The sequence below is a fragment of the Lentzea sp. NPDC004782 genome (genome assembly GCF_040609115.1).
In the GTDB taxonomy this organism is placed as follows: domain Bacteria; phylum Actinomycetota; class Actinomycetes; order Mycobacteriales; family Pseudonocardiaceae; genus Lentzea.
This window is the reverse complement of the sequence record NZ_JBEXJN010000067.1, coordinates 1-23,729: the sequence shown is the minus strand read 5'-3', so window position 1 is coordinate 23,729 and position 23,729 is coordinate 1. Positions and strand designations below refer to the sequence as shown.

Genomic DNA, 23,729 nt, shown 5'->3' with positions numbered 1-23,729 from the left:
ACCACCGCAGGACACCTCAGCTGCGCCGGAGACATCGCCACCCCAGTCCCGGACTCCGGCAGCGCCCGCTGAGCCGGCCCCCTCGATGGGGCGACTGGTCGGGGTGGACCTGGCCCGCGCGCTGGCCGTGTTCGGCATGTACGTCGTGCACCTCGGTCCCTCGGTGACCAACGCGAGCGGTGTCGGCGCCTGGGTGCGGCACGCGACAGAGGGCCGCTCGTCGGCCCTGTTCGCCACTCTCGCCGGGTTCTCGCTGATGCTGATCGCCGGTCGCCTGGAACCGAAGACCGGTGTGGCCGGCCGGCAGGCGAAAGCCCGGATCGCGATCCGGGCCGCGGTCCTGCTCGTCCTGGGCACCGTGATGATCACGTTCTACGGCGACGTGGTGATCCTCGCCTCCTACGGGCTCTTCTTCCTGCTGGCCCTGCCACTGGTGCGACTGAGCGCCAGGACGCTCGCGATCATCGCGGCCGGGATCGCCGTCGTCGGGCCGCTGGTGGCCTTCGGCCTCAAGGCCCTGATCACCGAGCCGGTCAGGGCTGCCGCCAAGGCCTACGACCCGCTCGCCCAGCTCGGCGGCGCGGGACTGCTGGACCTCACGCTCACCGGCTTCTACCCCGCGATCCCCTGGATGGCGTTCATCGTCGCCGGCATGGCCCTGGGCAGGCTGGACGTGTCCTCCGGCGCCGTGCGGAAGCGGCTGGCCATCTTCGGTCCCGCCCTCGCCGTGTTCGCCTACGGCACCTCCTGGCTGCTGGCCCAGCTGATCGACGGCGTCCGGGAAGCCGCGGACCTGCAGTCCGCGAGGGGACCCGGTGGGGACAAGGGCGCGGGGGTGAAGGACCTCGGCTCCGCCGGCGACGTGATGCCGCCCAGCGGGAGCGGTGACATGATGCCGCCCAGCGGGACCGGATCGGCCTGGTCGTTGCTGACGTCAGGGCCGCACAGCGGAATGCCGTTCGACGTCATCGGCTGCATCGGGGTCGCGATCACCGTCATCGTGCTCGCGATGACGGCGGTCGACCGCCTGCCGCTGCTGCGCCGCGTGGCCGCACCGGTCATCGCGGTGGGCACCATGTCCCTGACCTGCTACGTCGGCCACTTCGTGCTGTCCTCCCAGATGTCCGGGGCCTCCGGTGGATCCGGGACCGGCGTGACCGCCGGGTCCGAGGCCCAGGCGTCCTGGACGCCGGTGCTCATGTTCGTCTTCGGCGCCATGGCGTTCGCCTTCATCTGGTCCCGCTTCTTCACCAGGGGACCGCTGGAGTACCTGCTCAACCTCGCCACCAAGCCGGCGAAGTACCTCCGCTGACCCCCGCCGACCGGCTGGCCGAAACCTGCCGGTCGGCGACCAGGACCTGCCGGTTCTCGGATGGCGTTCCCTCGTAGCCCTGACGAGACTGCACGTGTGAAGCGTCCACAGAGGGGAGTGACATGATCCGGGTGGTTGTCGTCGACGACGAGGAACTCGTGCGAACCGGGTTCCGCCTCATCCTCGAGGCGGCCGGGGACATCGAGGTCGTCGCCACACCGACCGGCGCGCAGGCGGTCCGCGAGATCAGCCTGCGGAAACCCGACATCGTGCTGCTGGACATCAGGATGCCGGACGTGGACGGCCTCACGATCCTGCGTCAGCTGCAGGGCCTCAGGCCGCCGCCGGTCGTGGCGATGCTGACGACGTTCGACTCGGACGAGTACATCGCCACGGCGCTGCGGGCCGGCGCGGCCGGGTTCATCCTCAAGGACACCGGCCCCGAACAGCTCGCTCAAATGGTGCGCACCCTTGCCAGCGGCGGTGTGGTGCTCTCCCCCAAGGCCACCCGCACCGTCGTCGACGGCTACCTGGGCTCCGGCGCAGGCTCGGCGGCCACCGAACAGATCGGACTGCTGACCGAACGCGAACGCGCGGTGCTCCTGCTGATCGCCGAGGGGTTGTCCAACACCGACATCGGCGCCCGCGTCCACATCAGCATCGGCACGGTCAAGGACCACGTCAGCGCCATCCTCACCAAGCTGCGCGTGGGCAGCAGGGTGCAGGCGGCACTGGTGGCGCAGCGAGCCGGCCTGCTGGACGGGAGCAGGGAGCCGGTATGAGCCCCCGCCCGTCCAGCAGGCTCGTCGACGCCGCGGTGCTCGTGGCCGCAGTGGTCGAGGGAGCGCTGACCACGATCGCCGAGGGCACCCCGTACGGGGTCGTCACGATCGTGATCGCCGTCCTCGCCCTCCTGGTGCGCGAACGCCTGCCGTTGGCCGCCTTCCTGGCGACCCTGCCGGCGGTGCTGTTCCCAGGCGCGATCATTCCGGCGATCGTCGCCCTTTACGTGATCTCCAGCCGCTGTCGCGACTGGTGGTTGCTCGCGGGGTGCGGGCTTCTCGCCACGGCCGGTTTCGTCTTCCCGATGTCGGAGTTCGCTCCGTCGATCTGGAGTTCCCACACGCTGCTCGGCGTCATCTACGCCACGATGACCGCGGTCGCACCGATCCTCCTCGGCCAGTTCCTGCGCTCCCAGCACGAGCTGGCTCTGCGGCTGGAAGAGGTCAGGGAGGCACGGGGGCACGAGCGGCGGCTCGACGCCGAGGCGATCCTCGCGCGAGAACGCAACCAGCTCGCTCGCGAAATGCACGACGTCGTCTCCCACCAGGTGAGCCTGATCGCCGTGCAGGCGAGTGCGCTCACGGTCAGCACCACGGACCAGAACGCCAAGCAGGCGGCCGAGAACGTGCGGCAGCTGTCGGTGAACACGCTCGACGAGCTGCGCCACATGGTGAACCTGTTGCGCAGCTCGGGCACACCGTCGACCGAGCTCACCCCACAGCCCACCTTGACCGATCTCGAACGCCTCATCGGCAACAGCGCGATCGACGCACGGCTGGTCGGCGTCGCGCCGGAAGGGCTGGAACCGCCGGTGCAGCGGGCGATCTACCGCACCATCCAGGAAGCGCTGACCAACGTGCGCAAGCACGCCCCCGGCGCCACCGCCACCATCGACATCAGCCACGACGACACCGACCTCACCGTCACCGTCACCAACACCGCGCCCACCCGACCGAACCTCGCCCTGCCCAGCGCCCACCACGGACTCGTCGGACTGCAGGAACGAGCCGCACTGCTGGGCGGAAAGCTCCACACCGGTTCCACACCCGACGGCGGGTTCCGGCTGCGGTTGCGGCTACCGGTCACGGCACACGGATGACGGCGGCAGGACCGCCCGCAGGACGGGTGTTCCTCCACATCGGCGCCGGCCCATCGTCGAACTGCTGACACCCGAACAGCAGGCGACCACAACATCCTGGAACAACTAGTGAATGGAGTCTGGTCTGTGAGACAAGACCAGCAGGGGCTGACCGCGGCCGAGGTGGCACACCGGATCGAACTCGGCCAGACCAACGACGTTCCCGCCAAGGCCGGCCGCAGCACGTGGGAGATCGTGCGGTCCAACGTCTTCACCCGGATCAACGCCGTGTTCGCGGTGCTCGCGGCGATCGTGTTCTCGACCGGGCACCTGCTGGACGGCCTGTTCGCGGGCTTGATCGTCGCCAACAGCGTGGTCGGGATCGTGCAGGAACTGCGCGCCAAGCGCACCCTGGACCGGCTGGCGATCGTCGGACAGGTGAAGCCGCGGGTCCGGCGTGACGGTGTGACCGTCGAGCTCGCCCCGCACGAGGTCGTGCTGGACGACGTGATCGAGATGGGTCCCGGCGACCAGGTCGTCGTGGACGGTGTCGTCGTGGCGGAGACCTCGCTGGAGGTGGACGAGTCGTTGCTGACCGGCGAGTCCGACCCGGTGGTCAAGAAGACGGGCGACCCGGTGCTGTCGGGCAGCTTCGTCGCCTCCGGCAGCGGCGCCTACCGGGCGACGAAGGTCGGCCGCGAGGCCTACGCGGCCGAACTGGCCGAACAGGCAGGCAAGTTCACCCTCGTCGACTCCGAGCTGCGCAACGGCATCGACAAGATCCTCAAGTTCATCACCTACCTGCTGATCCCCGCGGGCGCGCTGTCGATCTACAACCAGATCTCGGGTGCCCAGCCGCTGCCGGACGCTCTGCGCGGCATGGTCGCCGCACTGGTGCCGATGGTGCCGGAAGGGCTGATCCTGATGACGTCGATCGCGTTCGCGGTCGGCGTGGTGCGGCTGGGCAAACGGCAGTGCCTGGTCAACGAACTGCCCGCGATCGAAGGTCTGGCCAGGGTCGACGTCGTGTGCGCCGACAAGACCGGCACTCTCACCGAGAACGCCATGCGAGTCGGGGAACTGCGAGTCGTCGACGGCGACGAGGAGACAGCCGTACGGGCGCTCGCGGCGCTGGCCGCCGCCGACCCGCGTCCCAACGCCAGCCTCCAGGCCGTCGCCGAGGCCTACCCGCACGCACCGCAGTGGCGCGTCGAGGGTGTCGTGCCGTTCTCCTCGGCCCGCAAGTGGAGCGGGGCCGAGTTCGGCGCCGACGGGAACTGGGTTCTCGGAGCGCCCGACGTGCTGCTCGACGCCACACCGGTGCGCGCGGAGGCCGAGCGGCTGGGCGCGCAAGGCCTGCGCGTGCTGCTGCTGGGCCGCACCGACCACCCGCTCCGGCAGCTGGAGCGTCCGCAGGCCCTCAAGCCGGTCGCCCTGATCGTGCTGGAACAGCGGGTCCGCCCGGACGCCGGGGACACCTTGGCGTACTTCGCCGAGCAGGGAGTGGCGGTGAAGGTGATCTCCGGCGACAACGCGGTGTCGGTGGGCGCGGTGGCGAGCACGCTGGGACTGCCGGACGGCGACCGTCCCGTCGACGCCCGCACGTTCGCCGGCGACCCCGCCGCCCTCGCCGGAGCGGTCGAGCGGGGCACCGTGTTCGGCAGGGTCACGCCGGCGCAGAAGAGGGAGATGGTCGGCGCTCTGCAGTCGTCCGGGCACACCGTCGCGATGACCGGGGACGGCGTCAACGACGTCCTGGCGCTCAAGGACGCCGACATCGGCGTGGCCATGGGCGCCGGTAGCCCGGCCACCCGGTCGGTCGCCCAGATCGTGTTGCTGGACAACAGGTTCGCCACCCTGCCACACGTGGTCGCCGAAGGCAGGCGCGTCATCGGCAACATCGAGCGAGTGGCCAACCTGTTCCTCACCAAGACCGTCTACTCGGTGCTGCTGGCGCTCCTGGTCGGTGTGCCAGGGCTGATCGGGCTCGAAGCACTGCCCTACCCGTTCCTGCCCCGGCACGTCACGATCGTCGGCTGGTTCACCATCGGCCTGCCCGCGTTCGCACTGTCGCTGGCCCCCAACCTCGAACGCGCCCGCAGCGGGTTCGTCGGACGCGTGATGCGCACGGCCGTACCCGCGGGCGTGGTGATCGCGGCGGCCTCCTTCACCTGCTACGCACTGACCTACCGGGGAGCAGCGTCGACCGCCGCGGAGAAACTGCAGGCGAGCACGGCGGCGTTGATCACCCTCATCGCCATCGCGCTGTGGGTGCTCGGCATCGTCGCCCGGCCCTACCAGTGGTGGAAGATCGCACTGATCGGTCTCATGGTCACGCTGTCGTCGCTGATGTTCCTGCTCCCGATCACCCGGTCGCTGTTCCTGCTCGACCTCGGCGACGGCGCCACGATCGCGGTCGCCATCGCCTGTGCCACGGCGGGAATCGCGCTCCTCGAGGCAGGCTGGTGGGTGGACGGCCGGCTGCGCGACAAGAACCGGCCCGCCTGAGGGCCCACGGGGTCGTCGCGGGTGTCCACTTGGGACTGACTCAGCCAGATCAGCGACTCAGGCGGTTTCAGCCGGGCAGCTGAGCGGTTCCAGTCACCCGGCGGGATGCGGACACAGGCCGGAGACGTGTGTGCTGTCGACGGGTACCGCGCCATGCCACGCCACCCCTTGGCGCGGTACCCGTCCACGAGTCGTCGAGCTTGACGAGATCGATCGACTGGCACCGCACAACGTTCTCCGGCAACTCGACCACCTCCGGCACTATCCGCGTGTGGCCGAGGCGGAAGCGCGGGGGCGAACTCACCCTCACCGGAACGTACTTCGGCATCGGCTCCGCCCGGGTGTCGCTGTGGGGCAGCCGATCCGGAGACTTCGTCCCCGCCGGCGTCACGACATCAGCCGCTCGATGACGAGGAGTCCCGCCCGCGGAGGCCGGCCGAGCCGCCCGGCAGGAACTGCACAGAGGTCCGGAAACGGTTGTGAGAGGTCGGCTTGTGGTTCCACCGCGCCTTGTCCATCGGCTGACTCGTGGTACGTCCCGGTAGGCCGAGTGCGTTGTGGAATGCCGTAAGCCCGCGAACTCAGCGGGTGTGCCAACACCGTCGTCCAGCACCGCACGACTGATGTCGTAGCTCGTCACGCTTTTGCCGTACTCGGGCTTCGCCGCCCGCTGCTGCGAAACCCGGCCGAGCCGGTGTCGTCGTCACAACCGCGCCGGCCACTGCCAACGGCCGCCGGACGACAACACCGGCTCTCTGCACGACGTCGCCGCATCTGCATCCCTGTCAACACCAGAACCCGTACCCCCAGTGTTGAACGGTGACAGGTTCTGGTTCAACCCCGGTTGAGCCGCAGTCAGTGCGGCAGGACGAGCCGGTTGGCGATGTCGTACAGGTCGGTCTGCGGTACCCGGCCGGCGATGACGACCGGGGCTCCGCCGACCGCGTCGAGGACCCACAACTGGTGGTAGCCGTTCTCGTCGGCGTAGCGCGTCTCGTGGCCCTGCACGGGTTGTCCCGGTGTGCCGGTCGGGTTGCCGCCGACAGCGCTGTTGACGTGGATCGACGGCTGGACGGTGCACGTGCCCAGCGAGTAGCTCGTGTTGGTCCCCGGTCCGGCCGGGGCCCGGCCCATGCCCTGTTCGACGTCGAAGGCGCAGATGCGCATCCCGTTGGGCAGGTCGCGCAGGCCGTACGCCGGGGTGACGGTCGTCGTGCCCGGGAAGTGGATGTTCTCCGCGATCCGGCGGCCGGCGTCGACGAGTTGCTGCGCGGGGGCTTGGCTGCCGGGCGCGGCGGACACGTTCACGTACATCGAACCGCCGTCGGGGTGTGCCACGTACAGCTCGTAACCACCTGGCCCGGTGGACACCGAACTCTCGACCCCGCGCTGCCCGTTGATCGTCACGGACTTGCCCGGACCGGACTTGAACGTCGCCTCGTCCACCGGCACCATCCGGACCTGCTGGACGTCGACCTCCAGGACCTGGCCGCCGGCCGTGACGGTCAGCATGTACTCACCGCCGTACAGGGGCACGTCCGGGTGGGCCGCACTGGACCCGACGTTGATCCGGTGCGCCTGGTAGGTGACCGAGCCCGGCGGGAGCCAGCCGAGGGAGTAGGGCATCCGCAGACCCGCCGCGGCCTGCTCGGCGGCGGTCGGGGTCTGGCCGCCTTGAGACCCGTTGGCGGTGGCGGTGAGCTGGGACTGCTCCGCGGGGTCCGACCGGTTCAGCACCACGGCGGTGACCGCGCCGAGGGTCAGCACGGTTGCCCCGACGGCGACCGCGAACGGCCGGCTCAGCCCGGAGCGCCTGCTGTCGATGCGTTGGCGCGCCGCGGCGAGCACCGCTTCGCTGTCGGGCGCGTCCTGCTCGCGCGCCGTGAAGGTGTCCTTGATCAGGTTCTCGATGTTCATCACGTCTCCCTGGCCTGGGCCATCTGCTCGATGGCCAAGCCGTTTCGCAGTGCCGCCAATGCCTTGTGGGCGTGTGCCCGGACGGTGGCCTGGGCGCAACCGAGCAGCCCCGCGATCTCGGGATCGGGCAGCTGTTCGTAGTACCGGAGCACCATCACAGCCCGCTGGCGCTTGGGCAGCCGCGCCAAGCGCTGCCACATGTCCTCGCGCGCGGCGTGGTCCGACGCGAAATCGTCCGCCCGTGCCTCGTCGGGCAGGTCAGCCGACGCGATCACACGCGCAGACCAGCTATGTCGCCAGGACAGGTAGCCGTTGGTCACCATCCGCAGCACGTATCGGTCGGGATGATCCGCGCCGCTGACCCGGGACCAGTGCCGGTACACCTTGACCAGCACGTCCTGCACCAGATCAGCCGCCTGCTCCCGCTCGCCGGTGAGCATCGTCGCGTACCGCAGCAACCGCGGTAGTTGCGCACGGGCGAAGTCGTCGTAGTCAGCCATCACCCTTGAAGACTCGCCTCGACGGCGATGCGTTTACCGGCTTCCCGAATAAACAGGTTGATCCGCTCAACGAGTCATAGAGGTACTGGGGGAACACCAGCCGACGTCACGAGGGGCGATCTGTGCTCAAACGCCGTTTCATCCATGCGGTGGTGGTCTTCGCCGTGGTGGCCACCGGCGTGGCCGTCTCACCGGCAGCCGCGCAACAACTCACACCCGCGCCCGCCGAGGCGCCCAGGACGGTCACGCTGATCACCGGCGACAAGGTGACCGTGACCAGGAAGGACGGCACCTGGGACGCGAAGATCCAGCCGGCCGCCCGGCTCGGGCCGGTGCGGTTCGTCAAGTCGGTCAGCGCCAAGGGCGTCACGGTGATCCCGTCGGTCGCCGAGCCGCTGATCCGGGCGGGCAGACTGGATCGCAAGCTGTTCGACGTGACCGGTCTGATCGACCTGGGCTACGACGACGTCCACACGTCCGAGATCCCGCTGCTGGTCGAGTCCAAAGGCGCCCGGACGCTCGGCAAGATCACCCGTGACCTGCCGGCGGTCGGGCTCTCCTCGGTGGCCACGCCGAAGAACAAGGCCGCGGAACTGTTCGACAAGGCCGACGCGGGCAAGATCTGGCTCAACGGCAAGGTTCAGCCCTCACTGGACGTGAGCGTGCCGCAGGTCGGCGCGCCGGCCGCCTGGCAGGCCGGGTACACCGGTGCGGGCGCGACCGTCGCGGTCCTCGACACCGGCTACGACCCGAAACACCCCGACCTGGCCGGGATCGTGAAGGGCGAGAAGGACTTCACCGGCGAAGGCATCGTCGACAAGGTGGGGCACGGCACACACGTCGCCTCGACCGTCGCCGGCCGCGGCGCCAAGTACACCGGCGTCGCCAAGGGTGCGGACCTGCTGATCGGCAAGGTCTGCCAGACCAACGGCTGCTCGTTCGACGCGATCCTCGCGGGCATGCAGTGGGCCGCGGACAGCGGCGCCAAGGTCGTGAACATGAGTCTGGGTGGCGGCCCCGGCGACGGCGTCAGCGACCCGCTGGAGATCGCGGTCAACCGGCTCTCGGCCGAGAAGGGCACGTTGTTCGTGGTCGCGGCCGGAAACTACGGTCAGCGGACGCCGGTTTCGAGCCCGGCGTCCGCGGACGCCGCGCTGGCCGTGGCCAGCGTGAGCAAGCAGGACAAGTACAGCAGCTTCTCGCAGCCCGGACCGCGGTTCAAGGACTACGCAGTGAAACCGGACATCGCCGCGCCCGGTGAGGACATCGTGGCCGCACGGGCCGAGGGAACGCTCGCCGACCGTGCCGTCGACGAGCACTACGCGCGGCTGAGCGGCACCTCCATGGCGACGCCGCACGTGGCCGGTGCCGCGGCGATCCTGGCCGCGCAGCACCCGGACTGGACCGGCCAGCGGATCAAGGCCGCGCTGATGGGCAGCGCAACGCCGATCGACGCCACGATCTACCAGCAGGGCGCCGGCCGGCTCGACGTGGGCCGGGCGTCCAGGCAGACGATCACCCCCAGCACGGGCAGCCTGAGCCTCGGTTTCGTGCGGTGGCCGTACAACCAGCCCGCGCTGACCAAGCAGATCACGTACCGCAACACCGGCAGCGCGCCGGTCTCGCTGCGGCTGAGCATGGACGTCCCGGCGTTCCGCACGAACGCCGACCAGGTCGTGGTGCCCGCCAACGGCGAGGCGACGGTGTCGGTCACCTTCGACCACTCCGCCGCGCAGGTCGGCGTCTACGGCGGCAGGCTCGTCGCCAGGAGCGACGCCGGTGACACGGTGATCCAGACGCCGGTCGGCGCGTACAAGGAACCGGAGAGCTACGACCTGACGACGAAGCTGGTCGACCAGAACGGCAATGCGCCGGCCGACGGCCTGCTGGCGAGCGCGATGTGGGTCGCGCTGGGCACTGGCCAGGACGATTTCGACCTGATGGGCAACAACAGCACCGTGCGGCTGCCTGCTGGCCGTTACGCCGTGATGGGCACGATCCAGACCGTGGTGCCCGGTCAGCCCCTGCCGACGAGCACCAGGGTGGCCGACCCTGAGGTCGACCTGCACAAGGACACCGTGGTCACGCTGGACGCCAGGAGCGGCAAGAAGATCACCGTGCAGACCGACGAGAAGGACGCCCGCCCGATCTCCTGGACGAACGGGATGGTCATCGACACCGGTGCGCGTGGCGTGGGCTACTACAGCATGTCGGACAACAACGACTACGCCGCGCCCACCACCAAGCACACCAAGGAATTCCGGTACTTCGACCGGATGAAGCTCGAACGGCCCCAGGTCCGGCTGACGGTCGACAAGCCCGAGTCGTTCGAGGTCCCCGTGGAGTGGGTACCGGGCTCGCCACAGACGACCGACACCCGTGCGCTGTCCACTGTGGACGTCGGGCATGCCACCCCCGGCGAGATCGCGGCGGCCGACATCAAGGGCAAACTGGCGGTCTTCACGGTGGGCGACGGCGAGAGCCTCCAGTTCAGCCCACGGGTGCGGGCAATCGCCGAGGCGGGTGCGAACTCCGCACTGTTCCGCTTCTCCGGCAGCCCCGTGCGGTTGACGGAAACGCCGCCATTGCCGCTGACGGCCACGTTCAGCCCCGAGGGCGCTCGGCTGGCGAAGTTGCCGAACGCGTCCGTGACGTTGACCGGCTTGCCGGTGAGCCCGTACCGGTACGAGCTGGTGTTCCCCAGCTACGGGGACATCCCGGCGAACGTGACCTACCGGCCGCGCAACAGCGACCTGGCCACCGTGAAGACGACCTACCGGGCGCCGGTGGACGGCGCGGGCTACGCGTCGATGTTCGCCACCGACGGGAAGTACGACCTGGAGGGCGCGCTGGAGTCGACGCCGACTCCGCTTCCCCGGGAGCGGACCGAGTACTACTCCCCCGCAACCTGGGCGAACTCCGTGAGCGTGTCGGCCGGCGGTGCCACGCAGGACTACGAGGCCGCCAAGCGGGCCTTCAAGCCCGGTGAGAAGACCACTGTGGACTGGGGCAAGGCCGTGATCGGGCCGGGCGTCACCGGGTCGGTGGGCTTCTTCTCGACCGAGCCGCACCTGGCGTACCGCACGGGCGAGAAGATCAACGCCCATCTGCCGCTGTTCTCCGACTCGGCCGGCCACTCCGGGTTCCCCGATTCCAGTGACACCGGCGACACCGTGCTCTACGCCGACGGCAAGGAGATCGCCCGCAGCGGCCAGCCCGGCAGCGGGCAGTTCACGGTGACCGCGGGCGCGGCGAACTACCGGCTCACCGCCGAGGCGAACCGAAACAACCCGGGATGGCCGCTGTCCACAAAGGTCAGCGTGGAATGGGGCTTCCGGTCCGAGCACACGACCGCCGCCACACCACTGCCGTTGCTGACGATCGGTTTCGACCCCAAACTCGACCTGACGAACCACGCGCCCCGCAGCGCGCTGTTCCCGGTGCCGTTCCGCATCGACCGGCAGCCGGGCGCACAGGGCGGCAAGGCCGAGCCGAACCAGGTCGAGGTGTCCACCAACGACGGGCAGACCTGGCAGCAAGTGCCGGTGCTGCGCGCGAACGGCACCTGGTTGGCGGTCGTCCAGAACCCGGCATCCGGGTTCGTGTCGCTGCGCGCGAAGGCCGCGGACCAGGACGGCAACACGGTGACCCAGACGGTCATCAGGGCCTACCAGGTGAACTGACCCGCAGTTCCTGACTGCGCGGCGGTCGCGACAGCGTCCGCCGCGCAGTCGGATCACGCGGACGGCAGAAGACCAGGCTTGAGGCCGGGCTCTGGGACGGCAGTCGAACCGTGATCGATGTCGGTGGATTTCGACGTGAGCGATCGCGGTTGTGCCGCGTGCTGCCGGGCTCGGTGCGGGCTGCGCGTCAGGTGGCTGGACCTGTGGCGTCCGGCCGGTGTCCGCGGAGGAACCGCCGCACGACGACCTCGGGATCGACGGGCGGCTGAGTCGCCCGCCGGTCGACCCGCCTCGCGACGGCCCGCATCATCACCGGGCCGACCAGGGCGAAGAACGTCTGCCGCGGCGGTTCCGCCACCAGCGCCCCTCGCCGCTGGTGATGCAGGACGACCTCGTCCACCCGTTCCAGCAGTGACTCCGGTTCACCGAGCACCGCCGCCACCTCCTGGTTGAACTCGGCCTCCCGCATCAGGGTGAGCACCAGCCCTCCACGCGTCTCGTAGAGCCGCGAGTAGTAGTTCACGATCGTGAGCAGGTCGGCGGCCACGTCGTCGCCCGGTGAGCCGAGGTCGAGCGCGAACTCCGCGAAGCTGCCGCGCACGGCCTGGCGCAACAGGTTCGCCTTGGAACCGAACCGGCGGAACAACGTCGCCTCGTTGATCCCGGCGGCATCGGCGATCGCGCGGGTGGTGGCCCCTTCGTAGCCCTGTTCGGCGACCACGGCCAGCACCGCGTCGAACACCGTCTCGTCGGACACCCGGCCGGCCAAGCACGCCTCCTCGATCGCCGAACAATGCAAGTGGCTACTTGCATTGGCGAGAGCTCCACCCTACGGTAAATGCAAGTGCCCACTTGCAATCAGCCTACCGAAGGACAGGGCTCATGGCCGATACCGGTGTCCCCGCTCGTTCCGCGGGTCTCTCGCCCAGTGCACGAAAGATCGTCGTCGGCCTGCTCGGCGCCGCGGCCGTCTCGATCGCGGTCAACTCCCTGATCGCGCTCCTCGCGGGCGAGTTCATCCCCGCCGGAGCCCCGCGCACGGGCCTGGCCCTGGCCGAGCACGCGCCGGCAGCGGTGATCGGCATCCTGCTCGGCACGCTGGGCTGGTACCTCGTGCGACGCTCCGCCCGCCGCCCGCGGCGCGTCCTGCGCGTTCTGGTGCCCGCGGTCGTCGTGCTCTCGTGGATTCCGGACCTGGGCATCCTCGCGGCAGGCGCCACCGCGGTGAACTCACTCGCGCTGATGGCGATGCACACCGTCGTCGCCGCTGCCGCAGTGCCGGTGCTGACGCGGGTGCTGCCGATCGGAACCGACTGAGGCGGCACCGGCCCGGTGAGCAGGCGCCGCCGCGAGAGCCCCTGTCACGACGTGACTTTGTGCTCTGGGAGGACTGCTCCAGACGACGGAGAGTGTGGGCGTTCACCTGGCCCCACAGGAGGCACCCAGTGCAGCAGACCGGCGCCGTCCGCACCCCAGTCGCCGTCGCACGATACTTCGACGAGGTGGTCGACCGGCTCACCCGCGAAGGAATCGACGTCGCGCAGATCGTCCTGGATCTCACACCTGCCCGGCCGATGCGCGGCCAACTGGTCATCGATCGTGGTCGTGTGCTGCGCTGGGGTGAGGACCTCGGCTGGAGCAACGGCGTCAGGACCACCAGCCCGTCCGCTCACCCCCGCGAGGTCGCCGGACTGCTCGAGAACCTGTGAGCCGCACCCGCGAGGCAGCGGCCAGACCCTCACCCCGGCACACGAACACGGCGGAGCCACGTCAGAGCTCGAACACGAGCCGCGCGGGCACCCGGCCGTTGAGCACGTCGTCGAAGGATTCGTTGACCTGGTCCAGTGAGCGCGTCTGCGTGATCACCCTGGTGCGCCCGGCCGCGTGCAGAGCGAACACCTCGGCCAGGTCCGCGCGGGTGCCCACGATCGAACCGATGACCGAGATGCCGCCGAGCACGGTGTCGAAGATCGGGACCGTGATGGCGGCGTCGTCCGCGGGCAGCGCGACCATCACCAGCCGACCACCGCGCCGCAGTGACCGGTACGCCTGAGCGAACGGCTTCGGTGACGCGGCCAGCACCACGGCCACGTCGGCACCGCCCACCTCGCGGATGGCCTCGACCGGATCGGTCTCCGCCGCGTTCACCAGGTGGTCCGCACCGAGCTCCGCGGCGAGGTCGAGCTTGCCCTGCTCGATGTCGACGGCGGTCACGAGGCCACCGACCAGGCGCGCGTACTGCACCGCCATGTGCCCGAGGCCCCCGATGCCGAACACCGCCACCCGCTCCGCCGGCACCACTCTCGCCACCTTGACGGCCTTGTAGGTCGTCACCCCGGCGCACGTCAGCGGAGCCGCGTCCACGGAGGACACGGCATCCGGAACCTCGACGACGCCGTTGGCGTACGCGAGTGCGTACTCGGCGTAGGCACCGTCGACGGAGTACCCGCTGTTGACCTGGCTCTCGCACAACGTCTCCCAGCCGGAGATGCAGTACCGGCAGCTCCCGCAGGCCGACCCGAGCCACGGAATGGCGACACGCTTGCCCACCCACTCCGCTGAGACACCGTCGGCGACGCGCTCGACGCGGCCGATCCCCTCGTGGCCGGGGATGAACGGCGGCACCGGCTTGACCGGCCAATCGCCGTGCGCCGCATGGATGTCGGTGTGGCAGAGCCCGGACGTCTCGATCCGCACCAGCATCTGACCGGAGCCAGGGGCGGGCTCGGGGACCGGCAACTCCCGGATCTCCAACGGTTTGCTGAAGTTGGTCACGACCGCTGCTTTCACCGCAGGTTTCCTCTCCTGGAAGGGAGTGATCACGCTAGGCGCGCCAACGCTGCAGGGACGCTGCAACCAGCCGCGATCAGGGTGCTCCGACGAGCAGGCCACGAGCACGCCCCACCGCGGCCCCGTGCGCGGCGGAACCTCGCGGCAGGTGCGCGGCTAGGGCCTGCCAGGCGGCGGCGTCGTCGGCTCCCCAGCCGGCGCTCACCCAGCGGCGCAACAGCTGCACGTCACCACTGGCCAGCACGGCACCACGGATCTGCTGTTCGAGTGCGATGCGGTACTCCCTCACGAACGGAGCATCCGACGACGGCAGCAGCGGTCCGTCGTAGATCGCCATCGCGTCGCGCACCCGCCCCTCGGCCAGCAGCGCGACCACGCCGGTGAAATCGGCACTCACCGGCCGGCGCAGCGCGTAGGGCCGCGAGCCGAGCAGCGCGTCACCGAGCACCGCGCGCAGTCGCGACATCTCGGCCCGCACGGTCGACATGCCGAGCTCCACTTCGGACAGTTCGACGGCGAGGCGGCCCGCGGACAGGCCGCGCTGTGCCAGCGCGAGGACGACCAGGATCTCGCTGTGCCGCGGGCTGAGCGTCCGGACGTGCCCGTCGACCTCCAGCACAGCGGCGTCCCGGCCGAGTGCACGAATCCGCACACCGGGTCGCACCGGCCTCCTCAGGCCGGCCAGTTCCGCCTCCGCGGCCATCGCCACCGCCCGCACCAGAGCCAGCGCGTACGGGCCGGCGGCGCTCTCGTCACCGGTGATGTCCACGGCACCGAGGATCCGCCCGCTCACCGGGTCGCGGATCGGTGCGGCGGAACAGGACCACGGATGCACGACCTCGTTGTAGTGCTCGGCGGAGAAGACCTGCACCGGATGCCCCACGACGAGAGCGGTGCCGGGTGCGTTGGTGCCCGCCGACGACTCCGACCAGCCCGCACCCTCGACGAAGTTCATCCGCTCCGCCCGCTCGAGCGCGACCGCGCGTCCGCGGACCCAGAGCAGCGTCCCGTCGGCGTCGCTGATCGCGAAGACGTGCCCGCTGTCGTCGGCCGGGCCGCCGAGCAACGAGTCGAACACCGGCAGCGCAGATGCCAGCGGATGTTGCGCGCGGTGGTCCGCCAGTTCATCGGCGCCCATCCACACCGAAGGCAACCCGTGGTCGTCCCGGCTCGCGCGCCCGGTGACGCACCTGCGCCACGAGTCGGCGACCACAGGCCGGACGAACGGGAGCACCGTCTCCGTGCACACGAACAACTCGTGTGCCCTCAGCAGCTCCATCGCCGTCGCCACACATCAATCCGACCGCTGACGAGAGCCCGCGCTCAGAGCCGAACGTCCTCCGCCGGACAGCCGGAAGGCCCTCGCCTCGGGTGTCTCGCACTCCGCGAGAACGGCATCGGCGTCGACGAGCGCAGTCGTCGGGCCCGGAGCCGTCGAGGTTCCGGGCCTGCGACCAGGTTTCCCGTTACGGGCAACGCTTCCAGGAGAAGAAGTAGTCCGTCTTGGCGTAGCCGTCGAGCGAGTCCATCGCCATGAAGCTCGCCTTCTTCGGATCCGACGTGCCCGCGTTGACCCGCAGCTCGGTGTTGATGTTGAGGTTCCTGTTCACGCCGCAGGGCGGGTAGATGATCGGCGAGCCCACGTCCGTGGCCTGCCACTGGTCGTCCACCGGGCCCTGCCAGGTGTGGCTGCGGTAGCCCGTGTCCGCCATGCCCTGGAAGTAGAAGCTGGACTTCAGGGTGCTGGTGGCACCGCGTTCGAGGTGGAGGTAGCCGGCGTAGTCGACCTCGGAGATGCCGTAGACGAAGCCCTCCGGCGCGTTCACCCTGATGCTCAGCTGGCAGTTCTTCCGGAAGTCAGTCGGCGCGGCACCGGGGCCGACCTTGGCCGCGTAGCTGCTGAAGACCACGTGGAAGGCGGAGTTGTCCGGTGACACCGACACCGAGGTCGTGCCTTTGGGGCAGCCGCTTCCGTTGATCATGTCGATGGTGACCGCGCCGGGTGGCGGGACGTCGGCCTGCGGGAGGACGACGGTGGACATCGCCATGGCCGTGGCGACAATCGCGTGGATCATTGGACACCTTCCGGCTCGTACGCTGGGTAGCGGCGGCGAAGATGTACCCAACCCGATGACGGCGGCTTGGTGGGTTGCCCGCCGCCTTGCGATTACCTGACGATCGGTCCTCCCGTGTCCTGCCCACCCCGTGCCTCAGCGAGGACGACTGGAGCGGAGCTGCTCCAGACCTCCCAGGATGAGGGCCAGTCCCGCCTCGAACGCCGACTCGTGATCGATCACCGGGAGGTCGGCGGGTAGCTCGGCGGCGGCGCCGAGGTCCGCCTGCTCCTCCAGGACGCTGCCGACCGTGAAACGGCCGGCGGCCAGCATCGCCGTGCCCGCGTGGTGCTCGGGCACACCGGAGGCCACGAGGAAGTCGAGCTTGTGGCGGATCCTGTCGAGGTCGGCGACGGGAGCGGTGCCCGCGTGCAGCCGCGCGCCGTCCCTGCGTGCCAGCAACGTGCGCCGGAAGCTTCGCGTGTTCTCCGCGAACCACTCGCGCCAGTCGTCGCCGACCTCCGGAAGCGCCTGCGCGGCATGAGGCTCCATCGCCGCCTCCGCCATCGCGGCCAGCAGGTCGTTCTTGGTGCGGAAGTGCCAGTAGAGCGACGGCTGCTCGACGCCCAGCCGCTTCGCCAGCCGCCTCGTGCTCACCGCGTCCAGCCCCACCTCGTCGAGCAGGTCGAGCGCCGCGGCGATGACGGTCTCGCGGTTCATCTTGGTCACCTTGACAACCTATCGGTGATAGAGAAATCTGGAAAGGAACCTTTCACCGATAGATTTTGGAGCCGGCATGACCACCGGATCGTCCACGCGGCCGCTGCGCGTCCTCATCGCGGGAGGCGGGATCGCGGGACAGGCACTGGCTTTCTGGCTCACCAGAGGCGGGCACGAGGTGACCGTCGCCGAGCGCTTCCCCGTCCTGCGAGCCACCGGCGCCCAGGTCGACCTGCGAGGGCAGGGCATCGAGGCCGTGCGGCGGATGGGACTGCTCGACGCCGTCCGGGACGCGCTCGTGGACGAGGCCGGCGTCGCCTTCATCGACGCGCACGGCAGGGCCAAAGCGACGATCATGGCCAACACCTCGGGCCAAGGCCGCCAGACCCTGACGTCGGAGTACGAGATCATGCGCGGTGACCTGGTGCGCATCCTTCACGACGCGACGAAGGACGACGCCGAGCACGTCTTCGGCAAGAGCGTGGACGGGTTCGAACAGGACCGGCACGAGGTCGTCGCGCACTTCTCCGACGGCTCGTCCGGCGAGTTCGACCTGCTGATCGGCGCGGACGGCCAGGGATCGCGCATCAGGAAGTCGCTTCTGCCACCAGGCTTCGACCCCTACCGGCGCCTCGGCATCCACCTGGCCTACTGGTTCGTCCCGCGCATCGCGTCGGACAGCAACATCCGGGACACCTACATGGTGCCGGGCGGCCGCCAGATCATGCGCCGCAGCCACAACCCGGACGAGACCCAGGTGTACTTCGTGCTGCGGGAGCAGTCCGCCGAGGCCTCCGCGATCCACCGCGCCCCCGTCGAGCAGCAGCAGAGGTTCTGGGCCGACCGGTTCCGCGACGCCGGCTGGCAGACCGAGCGCTTCGTCGAAGGCATGAAGGACAGCCCGTTCTTCTACTCGCAGGAGGTCGTCCAGGTCCACACGGACACCTGGTCGAAGGGCCGCGTGGTGCTGGCGGGCGACGCCGCGCACTGCGCTTCGCCGTACAGCGGCATGGGAGTCTCCGGCGGCCTGGTCGGAGCTCATGTGCTGGCGGGCGAGATCAACCGTCGCCCCGACGACCTGCCGGCCGCGTTCGCCGGCTACGACACGACGTTGCGGCCGTTCGTCGACGAGATCCAGGGCGAGGTCAACCCGCGCCTGCTGCGCCTGGGAATGCCGACGTCCCGGTTCGCGATCAACGCGTTCCAGGCGGCCACCGCGCTCGCCTGTTTCCTGCACGTCCCGGACCTCGCCGCACGCTTCGCGAAGGACGACCGCGGCGGCGGCTGGCGGTTGCCGGAGGCCCCGGACCAGGCCCGGTGCCCCCTCTGATCACTCACCGCCAGACGGAACGGTGCCCGAGCGCTGTCTCGACCCCGGCCGCCTTTTCCGCGGTGTTCCGGGCCACCACTCCCCCGAGCGGCGGCCGTGCGTCGTCCCTGGGCGTTCCAACCGTGACGCGGGCAGGATTCCGTTGATCGGGTAGTCGTCGACGAGGACCCCGGCTGGCGCCCGATGGAGCCGGGCGAGATGGTGCACGTGGACGGGCACCGCCGCGTCCGCCCAACAGCTGACCAGGAGTCTCCTCATGCCGTTGCCAGAGCACTCGGGCGACCACCGCTCGAACCGCGCGGAGCTCGGGATCAACCCGGTGTTCACGCAGGAGCCCGTCACGATTCCACGCGACCGCCTCCCGGAGGGTGAGCTCGATCCGGGCACGGCCTACCAGATCGTGCACGACGAGCTGATGCTCGACGGCAACGCCCGGCTCAACCTCGCCACGTTCGTGACCACCTGGATGGACGACGACGCACGCAGGTTGATGGCCGAGTGCTTCGACAAGAACATGATCGACAAGGACGAGTACCCGCGCACCGCCGAACTCGAGCAGCGGTGTGTCAGGATGCTCGCCGAGCTCTGGCACGCCGAGGACCTCGACCGCCCCACCGGCTGCTCCACCACCGGTTCGAGCGAGGCGTGCATGCTGGCCGGGCTCGCGCTCAAGCGGCGCTGGCAGCACCGACGCCGGCGTGACGGCCTGTCCACCGAGCGTCCCAACGTGGTGATGGGCATCAACGTCCAGGTTTGCTGGGAGAAGTTCGCGAACTACTGGGACGTCGAGGCGCGCCTGGTGCCGATGGCGGGCGACCGCTACCACCTCACGGCGGAGGAGGCGGTCAAGCACTGCGACGAGAACACCATCGGGGTCGTCGCGGTGCTGGGCTCGACCTTCGACGGGAGCTACGAGCCGGTCGCGGACATCTGCGCCGCCCTCGACCGGTTGCGCGACGAACGCGGCTGGGACATCCCGGTGCACGTGGACGGCGCGTCCGGCGCGATGGTCGCACCGTTCCTCGACCCGGAGCCGGAGTGGGACTTCCGGCTGCCGCGCGTCGCCTCGATCAACACCTCCGGCCACAAGTACGGCCTCGTCTACCCCGGCGTCGGGTGGGTCGTCTGGCGCGACGCCGCGGCGCTGCCGGAAGATCTGATCTTCAAGGTCAACTACCTGGGCGGCGAGATGCCCACGTTCGCGTTGAACTTCTCCCGGCCCGGCGCACAGGTCGTGGCCCAGTACTACAACTTCCTGCGGCTGGGGATGGACGGCTACCGGCGCGTCCAGCAGTACTCCCGTGAGGTCGCGTCGAGCCTCGCCGACCGCATCGCGGGCCTCGGCGCGTTCCGCCTGCTCACCGACGGCACGCAGCTACCGGTGTTCGCCTTCACCCTGGCCGACGGCGAGGACGGCTACTCGGTGTTCGACGTGTCCGCCGCGCTGCGCGAACACGGCTGGCTCGTACCCGCCTACACCTTCCCCGCCGATCGCGAGGACCTCGCCGTGCTGCGCATCGTCGTGCGCAACGGCTTCACCCACGACCTGGCCGACCTGCTCCTCGCCGACCTGGCCCGCGAACTGCCCCGGCTGCGCCGCCAGAACGAGGTCCAGCACGGCCCGGACAGCGCGACGTTCTCCCACGGCGCGGCCTCGGGCCGGCCGTCGCCCGGCGCAGGACCTCGTCCTCCTGCTCCGGCAGCTTGATCCGCGTGGAGCGATTCGCCCGCGAGACCGGTGTTGCTCACGATGCCGGCAGCACACCTGGTTCGAACTCGGGCAGGCACGGCCGAACGATCAGGGCGACTGCCGCTTGACCGGTGAAAGGCCAGCAGCGTACGTTCCAGTCGAACCGGTTCGACAGAGCCGACCCGTTCGGTGTCGGCACCCACTGCACGTGCAGGTCCGATTGACAGTGTCCATCCGCCGCCCTGGCCGTGTGGAGACACCGTGAAGAGATGTGCTTTCTTCCTGACCGTTGTGCTGGTGGGTATCGCAGGGCTGGTGGTGACACCCGCGGCGGCCCGTGCGGACGCCCGGGCCGTCGCGAGCCAGGCCGACGTCACACCCCGGCAGAAGATCAACTTCAACCGGGGGTGGAGGTTCGTCCGCTCGGAGGTGGCAGGCGGCCAGAACCCCGGTTTCGACGACTCGAGCTGGGTGCCGGTGGCTCTGCCGCACGGCTTCGACGCGCCCTACGACGTGGGCGGTGCCAGTGGTGGGCGGTCCTTCTACGTGGGTTCGGGCTGGTACCGCAAGCACTTCGCGGTTCCCTCGTCCTGGAGCGGCCGGCGCGTGGAACTGGAGTTCGAGGGCGCGTTCTCGGTCACCGACGTGTGGGTCAACGGCACCATGATCGGTACGCATCGCGGGGGATACACCGGGTTCGTCTTGGACATCACGAACGCCGTCCGCACCGGTGACAACGTGATCGCGGTGCGCGTGGACAACCGGTGGCGGGCCGACCTCGCCCCGCGGACCGGCGATCACCAGTTCGGCGGGGGCATCTACCGGGACGTCTTCCTGAACGTCACCGACAACGTCCACGTCGCCTGGGCCGGCACGTTCGTCACGACGCCCGCGCTCACCAATCCGATGTGGGACACGAGCAATGCCGCCCACTACCGCAACATCGACCTGTCGCAGTACCCGAGCGACAGCGACCTGCGCGCGAACGTCGCGACCCGCCGCTCGAACGTGCGGGTGCAGACGGAGGTGCGCAACGACAGCTCCGCGGCGGTCGACGTGCAGGCTCGGCAGGAGGTGCGCAGGCAGGGTTCGGGCACCGTTCTCGCCACGTTCAGCTCACCCGCGCGGACGATCGGAGCGGCGACCACGGCCACTCTCGACGCTCTCAGCGGATCCCTCTCCGACACCGCCGCCATGGTGCGGGGGCTGGACCTCTGGGCGCCGAACAACCCCGCGCTGTACACGGTGACCACGTCCATCGTGGTCGGCGGGAGCGTCGTCGACACCTACAGCACGACGTTCGGCTTCCGCAGCGCCCAGTGGAAGGTGGACGGCTTCTACCTCAACGGTGTCAGGACACCGCTCGTCGGAGCGGACGTCCACCAGGACCACGGTGGCTGGAGCAACGCCGTCACCGACTCGGGTTTCGAGCGGGACGTGCGCTCCATCCGCGAGGCCGGCATGAACTTCGTCCGCGGCTCGCACTACCCGCACGACCCGTCCTTCGCCGACGCCACGGACGAGCTCGGCGTCATGTTCTGGTCGGAAGCCCCCTTCTGGGCCACCGCGACCGCGGGCCGGGAACCGACCCCGACCGGCACGGTCAGCGACTACGAGGCCGACGGCTACCCGCAGAAGACCGCCGACCAGGCCGGTTTCGAACAGAGCGCCCTGGACGCCCTGCGCGACATGATCAGGGTCAACCGCAACCACCCCTCGATCATCAACTGGTCCATGGGCAACGAGGTGTTCTTCACCTCCTCGGCCACGGCGGACAAGGCCAGGGCGCTGGCGAGCAGGATGCGCGACTACTCGCACCAACTCGACCCGACCCGCAAGGCGGCCCTGGGCGGCGTGCAGCGCAACTCGCTCGACCAGCTCTCGGTCTGCGATGTCGCCGGGTACAACGGGGACGGCGGGAAGATGACCAACACGTGGATGCCGAACATGGTGTCCGAGTACGGGTCGTACACCTCCGACCGCCCCGGTACCTACGACCCCACCTACGGTGACGTCAAGGACCCCGGTGACGGGACCAGGTTCAAGCTCACCACCGGCAGCGCCGGGCTGGCCATCTGGGCCGGTTTCGACCACGGCACGATCATGGACCCGAGCTACGCCCGCATGGGCATGATCGACTACTACCGGCTGCCCAAGGACCAGTGGTACTGGTACCGGGCCAACAAGGCGAAGTGGTCGGGCACCACCAACATCGCCGACCCGGCACCGGTCCCCCGCGAACAGTCCACACGGGCCACCGCGACCGCCATGACGCTGGAAACGGGCAGGAACTCAGCGGTGACCGTCACCGACGACGGCAGCACGGACACCCAGCTCGTGGTGACCATGCGCAACGCCTCAGGCGCGTGGGTCAACGACACCCGCACCGTGAAGCTGACCGTCACCAGCGGTCCGGGCATCCTGCCCGGCGGCAAGTCGTACACCTTCACCCCCGGCCGCCAGGCGTTCGACGGGAAGGCGGCCGTCGAGTTCCGCTCCTACTACGCCGGCACGACGACCATCACGGCCAGTTCGGCGGGACTGCCCGACGCCACCATCACCGTCACGACCACCGACACCGTGGGCGCCGGAAACGAACCTGAACCCCCCAACTTCGGCAACTCGGCTCTCTGGCAGGGCCCGCCCGGACCTGGCTCGCGGCTCGTCGGCGTCCAGTCCGGCCGATGCGTGGAGGTGCCGAGCTCGAGCACCGCGAACGGGACGCAGGTCCAGCTGCAGGACTGCGGCGGCGGCGGCAACCAGCGCTGGAGCAGTACCTCCGGAAAGCAGTTGCAGGTGTACGGCACCAAGTGCCTCGATGCCTTCGGCGCCGGAACCGCGAACGGTACCCAGGTGATCATCTGGGACTGCAACGGTCAGCCCAACCAGCAGTGGAACGTCAACGCGAACGGCACCATCACCGGCGTGCAGTCCGGCCTGTGCCTGGACGCCAACGGTGCCGGGACCGCGAACGGCACAAAAATCATCCTTTGGTCGTGCAGCGGCGGTGCGAACCAGCAATGGAGTCTGCTGAACTGATCACACCATCCACTTGGGACACCGCACGCCTCCGGTGCGGTCGCGCAACTCGACGAACTGGCGGGTGAACCCGCTCCGGAGGGCTCCGACGCGCGTCCTCTCGTGCAGGCCGTCGGCGGAACCAGCGAGACCGGCAACACATTCGTCTCGTACTGCCGCAACGGCCAGACGGCGACCTACACCGCTAAGCAGGTAGCCGGAAGTCGTGTTCGCGACTCGCCGTCTGGTGTTGTGGATGAAGGGCGCCTTCCTCCACCTGGTGTGGAAGAAGGCGCCCTTCATCCACAACACCTTCCGGCGCTGCGGCGTTTCCGCGTTCTGCTGG

17 protein-coding genes and 1 pseudogene are annotated in these 23,729 nt (G+C 69.5%); 11 read left to right on the top strand and 7 right to left on the bottom strand.

The window, feature by feature from the left end:
* Positions 1 to 85: 85 nt before the first annotated feature.
* The 5 genes and pseudogenes from ABZV40_RS39515 to ABZV40_RS39495 form a co-directional block, all read left to right on the top strand.
* Positions 86 to 1,312, top strand: a complete 1,227-nt coding sequence (locus tag ABZV40_RS39515; protein ID WP_355454132.1) for a heparan-alpha-glucosaminide N-acetyltransferase domain-containing protein — start codon at positions 86 to 88, stop codon at positions 1,310 to 1,312.
* Between the two features lie 122 nt (positions 1,313 to 1,434).
* Entirely contained in the window at positions 1,435 to 2,094 is a 660-nt protein-coding gene (locus ABZV40_RS39510) for a response regulator transcription factor (protein ID WP_355454131.1), read from the top strand.
* Positions 2,091 to 3,194, top strand: coding sequence for a histidine kinase (locus ABZV40_RS39505; RefSeq protein ID WP_355454129.1), 1,104 nt, complete (start codon positions 2,091 to 2,093; stop codon positions 3,192 to 3,194). Before ABZV40_RS39510 ends, ABZV40_RS39505 begins: the two co-directional genes overlap by 4 nt.
* A gap of 126 nt (positions 3,195 to 3,320) precedes the next feature.
* Positions 3,321 to 5,681, top strand: coding sequence for an HAD-IC family P-type ATPase (locus ABZV40_RS39500; protein WP_355454127.1), 2,361 nt, complete (start codon positions 3,321 to 3,323; stop codon positions 5,679 to 5,681).
* 205 nt (positions 5,682 to 5,886) lie between these two features.
* A pseudogene (locus ABZV40_RS39495) lies at positions 5,887 to 6,091 on the top strand (hypothetical protein); the annotation flags it as partial.
* Between the two features lie 445 nt (positions 6,092 to 6,536).
* Here ABZV40_RS39495 and ABZV40_RS39490 read toward each other — a convergent pair.
* Positions 6,537 to 7,598 carry a hypothetical protein gene (locus tag ABZV40_RS39490; protein ID WP_355454125.1) on the bottom strand — a complete coding sequence of 354 codons (1,062 nt, stop codon included), beginning with the start codon at positions 7,596 to 7,598 and terminating at the stop codon, positions 6,537 to 6,539.
* A complete protein-coding gene (locus tag ABZV40_RS39485) occupies positions 7,598 to 8,098 on the bottom strand; it encodes a SigE family RNA polymerase sigma factor (protein WP_355454123.1) in 501 nt (166 codons plus the stop codon). The genes ABZV40_RS39490 and ABZV40_RS39485 overlap by 1 nt, the downstream gene beginning before the upstream one ends.
* 122 nt (positions 8,099 to 8,220) lie before the next feature.
* Here ABZV40_RS39485 and ABZV40_RS39480 point away from each other — a divergent pair, with 122 nt between their 5' ends.
* Positions 8,221 to 11,781 (top strand): S8 family serine peptidase, encoded by a 3,561-nt coding sequence (locus tag ABZV40_RS39480; protein WP_355454121.1) that lies wholly within the window; start codon positions 8,221 to 8,223, stop codon positions 11,779 to 11,781.
* Between the two features lie 187 nt (positions 11,782 to 11,968).
* On the opposite strand, the gene ABZV40_RS39475 is transcribed toward ABZV40_RS39480, so the two are convergent.
* A complete protein-coding gene (locus tag ABZV40_RS39475) occupies positions 11,969 to 12,550 on the bottom strand; it encodes a helix-turn-helix domain-containing protein (RefSeq protein WP_355454119.1) in 582 nt (193 codons plus the stop codon).
* 113 nt (positions 12,551 to 12,663) lie between these two features.
* Between ABZV40_RS39475 and ABZV40_RS39470 the strand changes: the two genes are divergently transcribed.
* The gene (locus ABZV40_RS39470) at positions 12,664 to 13,098 is read left to right on the top strand and encodes a DUF6069 family protein (RefSeq protein WP_355454117.1); all 435 of its coding nucleotides are present in this window, start codon (positions 12,664 to 12,666) and stop codon (positions 13,096 to 13,098) included.
* A 128-nt stretch (positions 13,099 to 13,226) separates the two neighbouring features.
* Positions 13,227 to 13,490 (top strand): hypothetical protein, encoded by a 264-nt coding sequence (locus ABZV40_RS39465; protein ID WP_355454115.1) that lies wholly within the window; start codon positions 13,227 to 13,229, stop codon positions 13,488 to 13,490.
* 61 nt (positions 13,491 to 13,551) lie between these two features.
* Here the strand turns inward: ABZV40_RS39465 and ABZV40_RS39460 are convergent, their stop codons facing one another.
* From ABZV40_RS39460 to ABZV40_RS39445, 4 genes are all read right to left on the bottom strand, one after another.
* Complete coding sequence (locus ABZV40_RS39460; RefSeq protein ID WP_355454113.1) at positions 13,552 to 14,556, bottom strand: zinc-dependent alcohol dehydrogenase; 1,005 nt, start codon at positions 14,554 to 14,556, stop codon at positions 13,552 to 13,554.
* A gap of 91 nt (positions 14,557 to 14,647) precedes the next feature.
* Positions 14,648 to 15,862: a GAF domain-containing protein gene (locus ABZV40_RS39455; RefSeq protein ID WP_355454111.1), complete on the bottom strand. Its 1,215-nt coding sequence runs from the start codon at positions 15,860 to 15,862 to the stop codon at positions 14,648 to 14,650.
* Positions 15,863 to 16,037: 175 nt separating this feature from the next.
* Positions 16,038 to 16,646, bottom strand: coding sequence for a DUF4360 domain-containing protein (locus tag ABZV40_RS39450; RefSeq protein ID WP_355454109.1), 609 nt, complete (start codon positions 16,644 to 16,646; stop codon positions 16,038 to 16,040).
* 135 nt (positions 16,647 to 16,781) lie between these two features.
* On the bottom strand, positions 16,782 to 17,345 hold the full coding sequence (locus tag ABZV40_RS39445) for a TetR/AcrR family transcriptional regulator C-terminal domain-containing protein (RefSeq protein WP_355454107.1): 564 nt from the start codon (positions 17,343 to 17,345) through the stop codon (positions 16,782 to 16,784).
* A 76-nt stretch (positions 17,346 to 17,421) separates the two neighbouring features.
* On the opposite strand from ABZV40_RS39445, the gene ABZV40_RS39440 reads away from it, so the two are divergent.
* The 3 genes from ABZV40_RS39440 to ABZV40_RS39430 all read left to right on the top strand — a co-directional run bounded on the left by ABZV40_RS39440 (position 17,422) and on the right by ABZV40_RS39430 (position 23,404).
* Entirely contained in the window at positions 17,422 to 18,675 is a 1,254-nt protein-coding gene (locus ABZV40_RS39440; RefSeq protein ID WP_355454105.1) for an FAD-dependent monooxygenase, read from the top strand.
* 256 nt (positions 18,676 to 18,931) lie between these two features.
* Positions 18,932 to 20,383 carry a glutamate decarboxylase gene (locus ABZV40_RS39435; protein ID WP_355454103.1) on the top strand — a complete coding sequence of 484 codons (1,452 nt, stop codon included), beginning with the start codon at positions 18,932 to 18,934 and terminating at the stop codon, positions 20,381 to 20,383.
* 243 nt (positions 20,384 to 20,626) lie between these two features.
* The gene (locus ABZV40_RS39430) at positions 20,627 to 23,404 is read left to right on the top strand and encodes an RICIN domain-containing protein (protein ID WP_355454101.1); all 2,778 of its coding nucleotides are present in this window, start codon (positions 20,627 to 20,629) and stop codon (positions 23,402 to 23,404) included.
* Positions 23,405 to 23,729 lie beyond the last annotated feature (325 nt).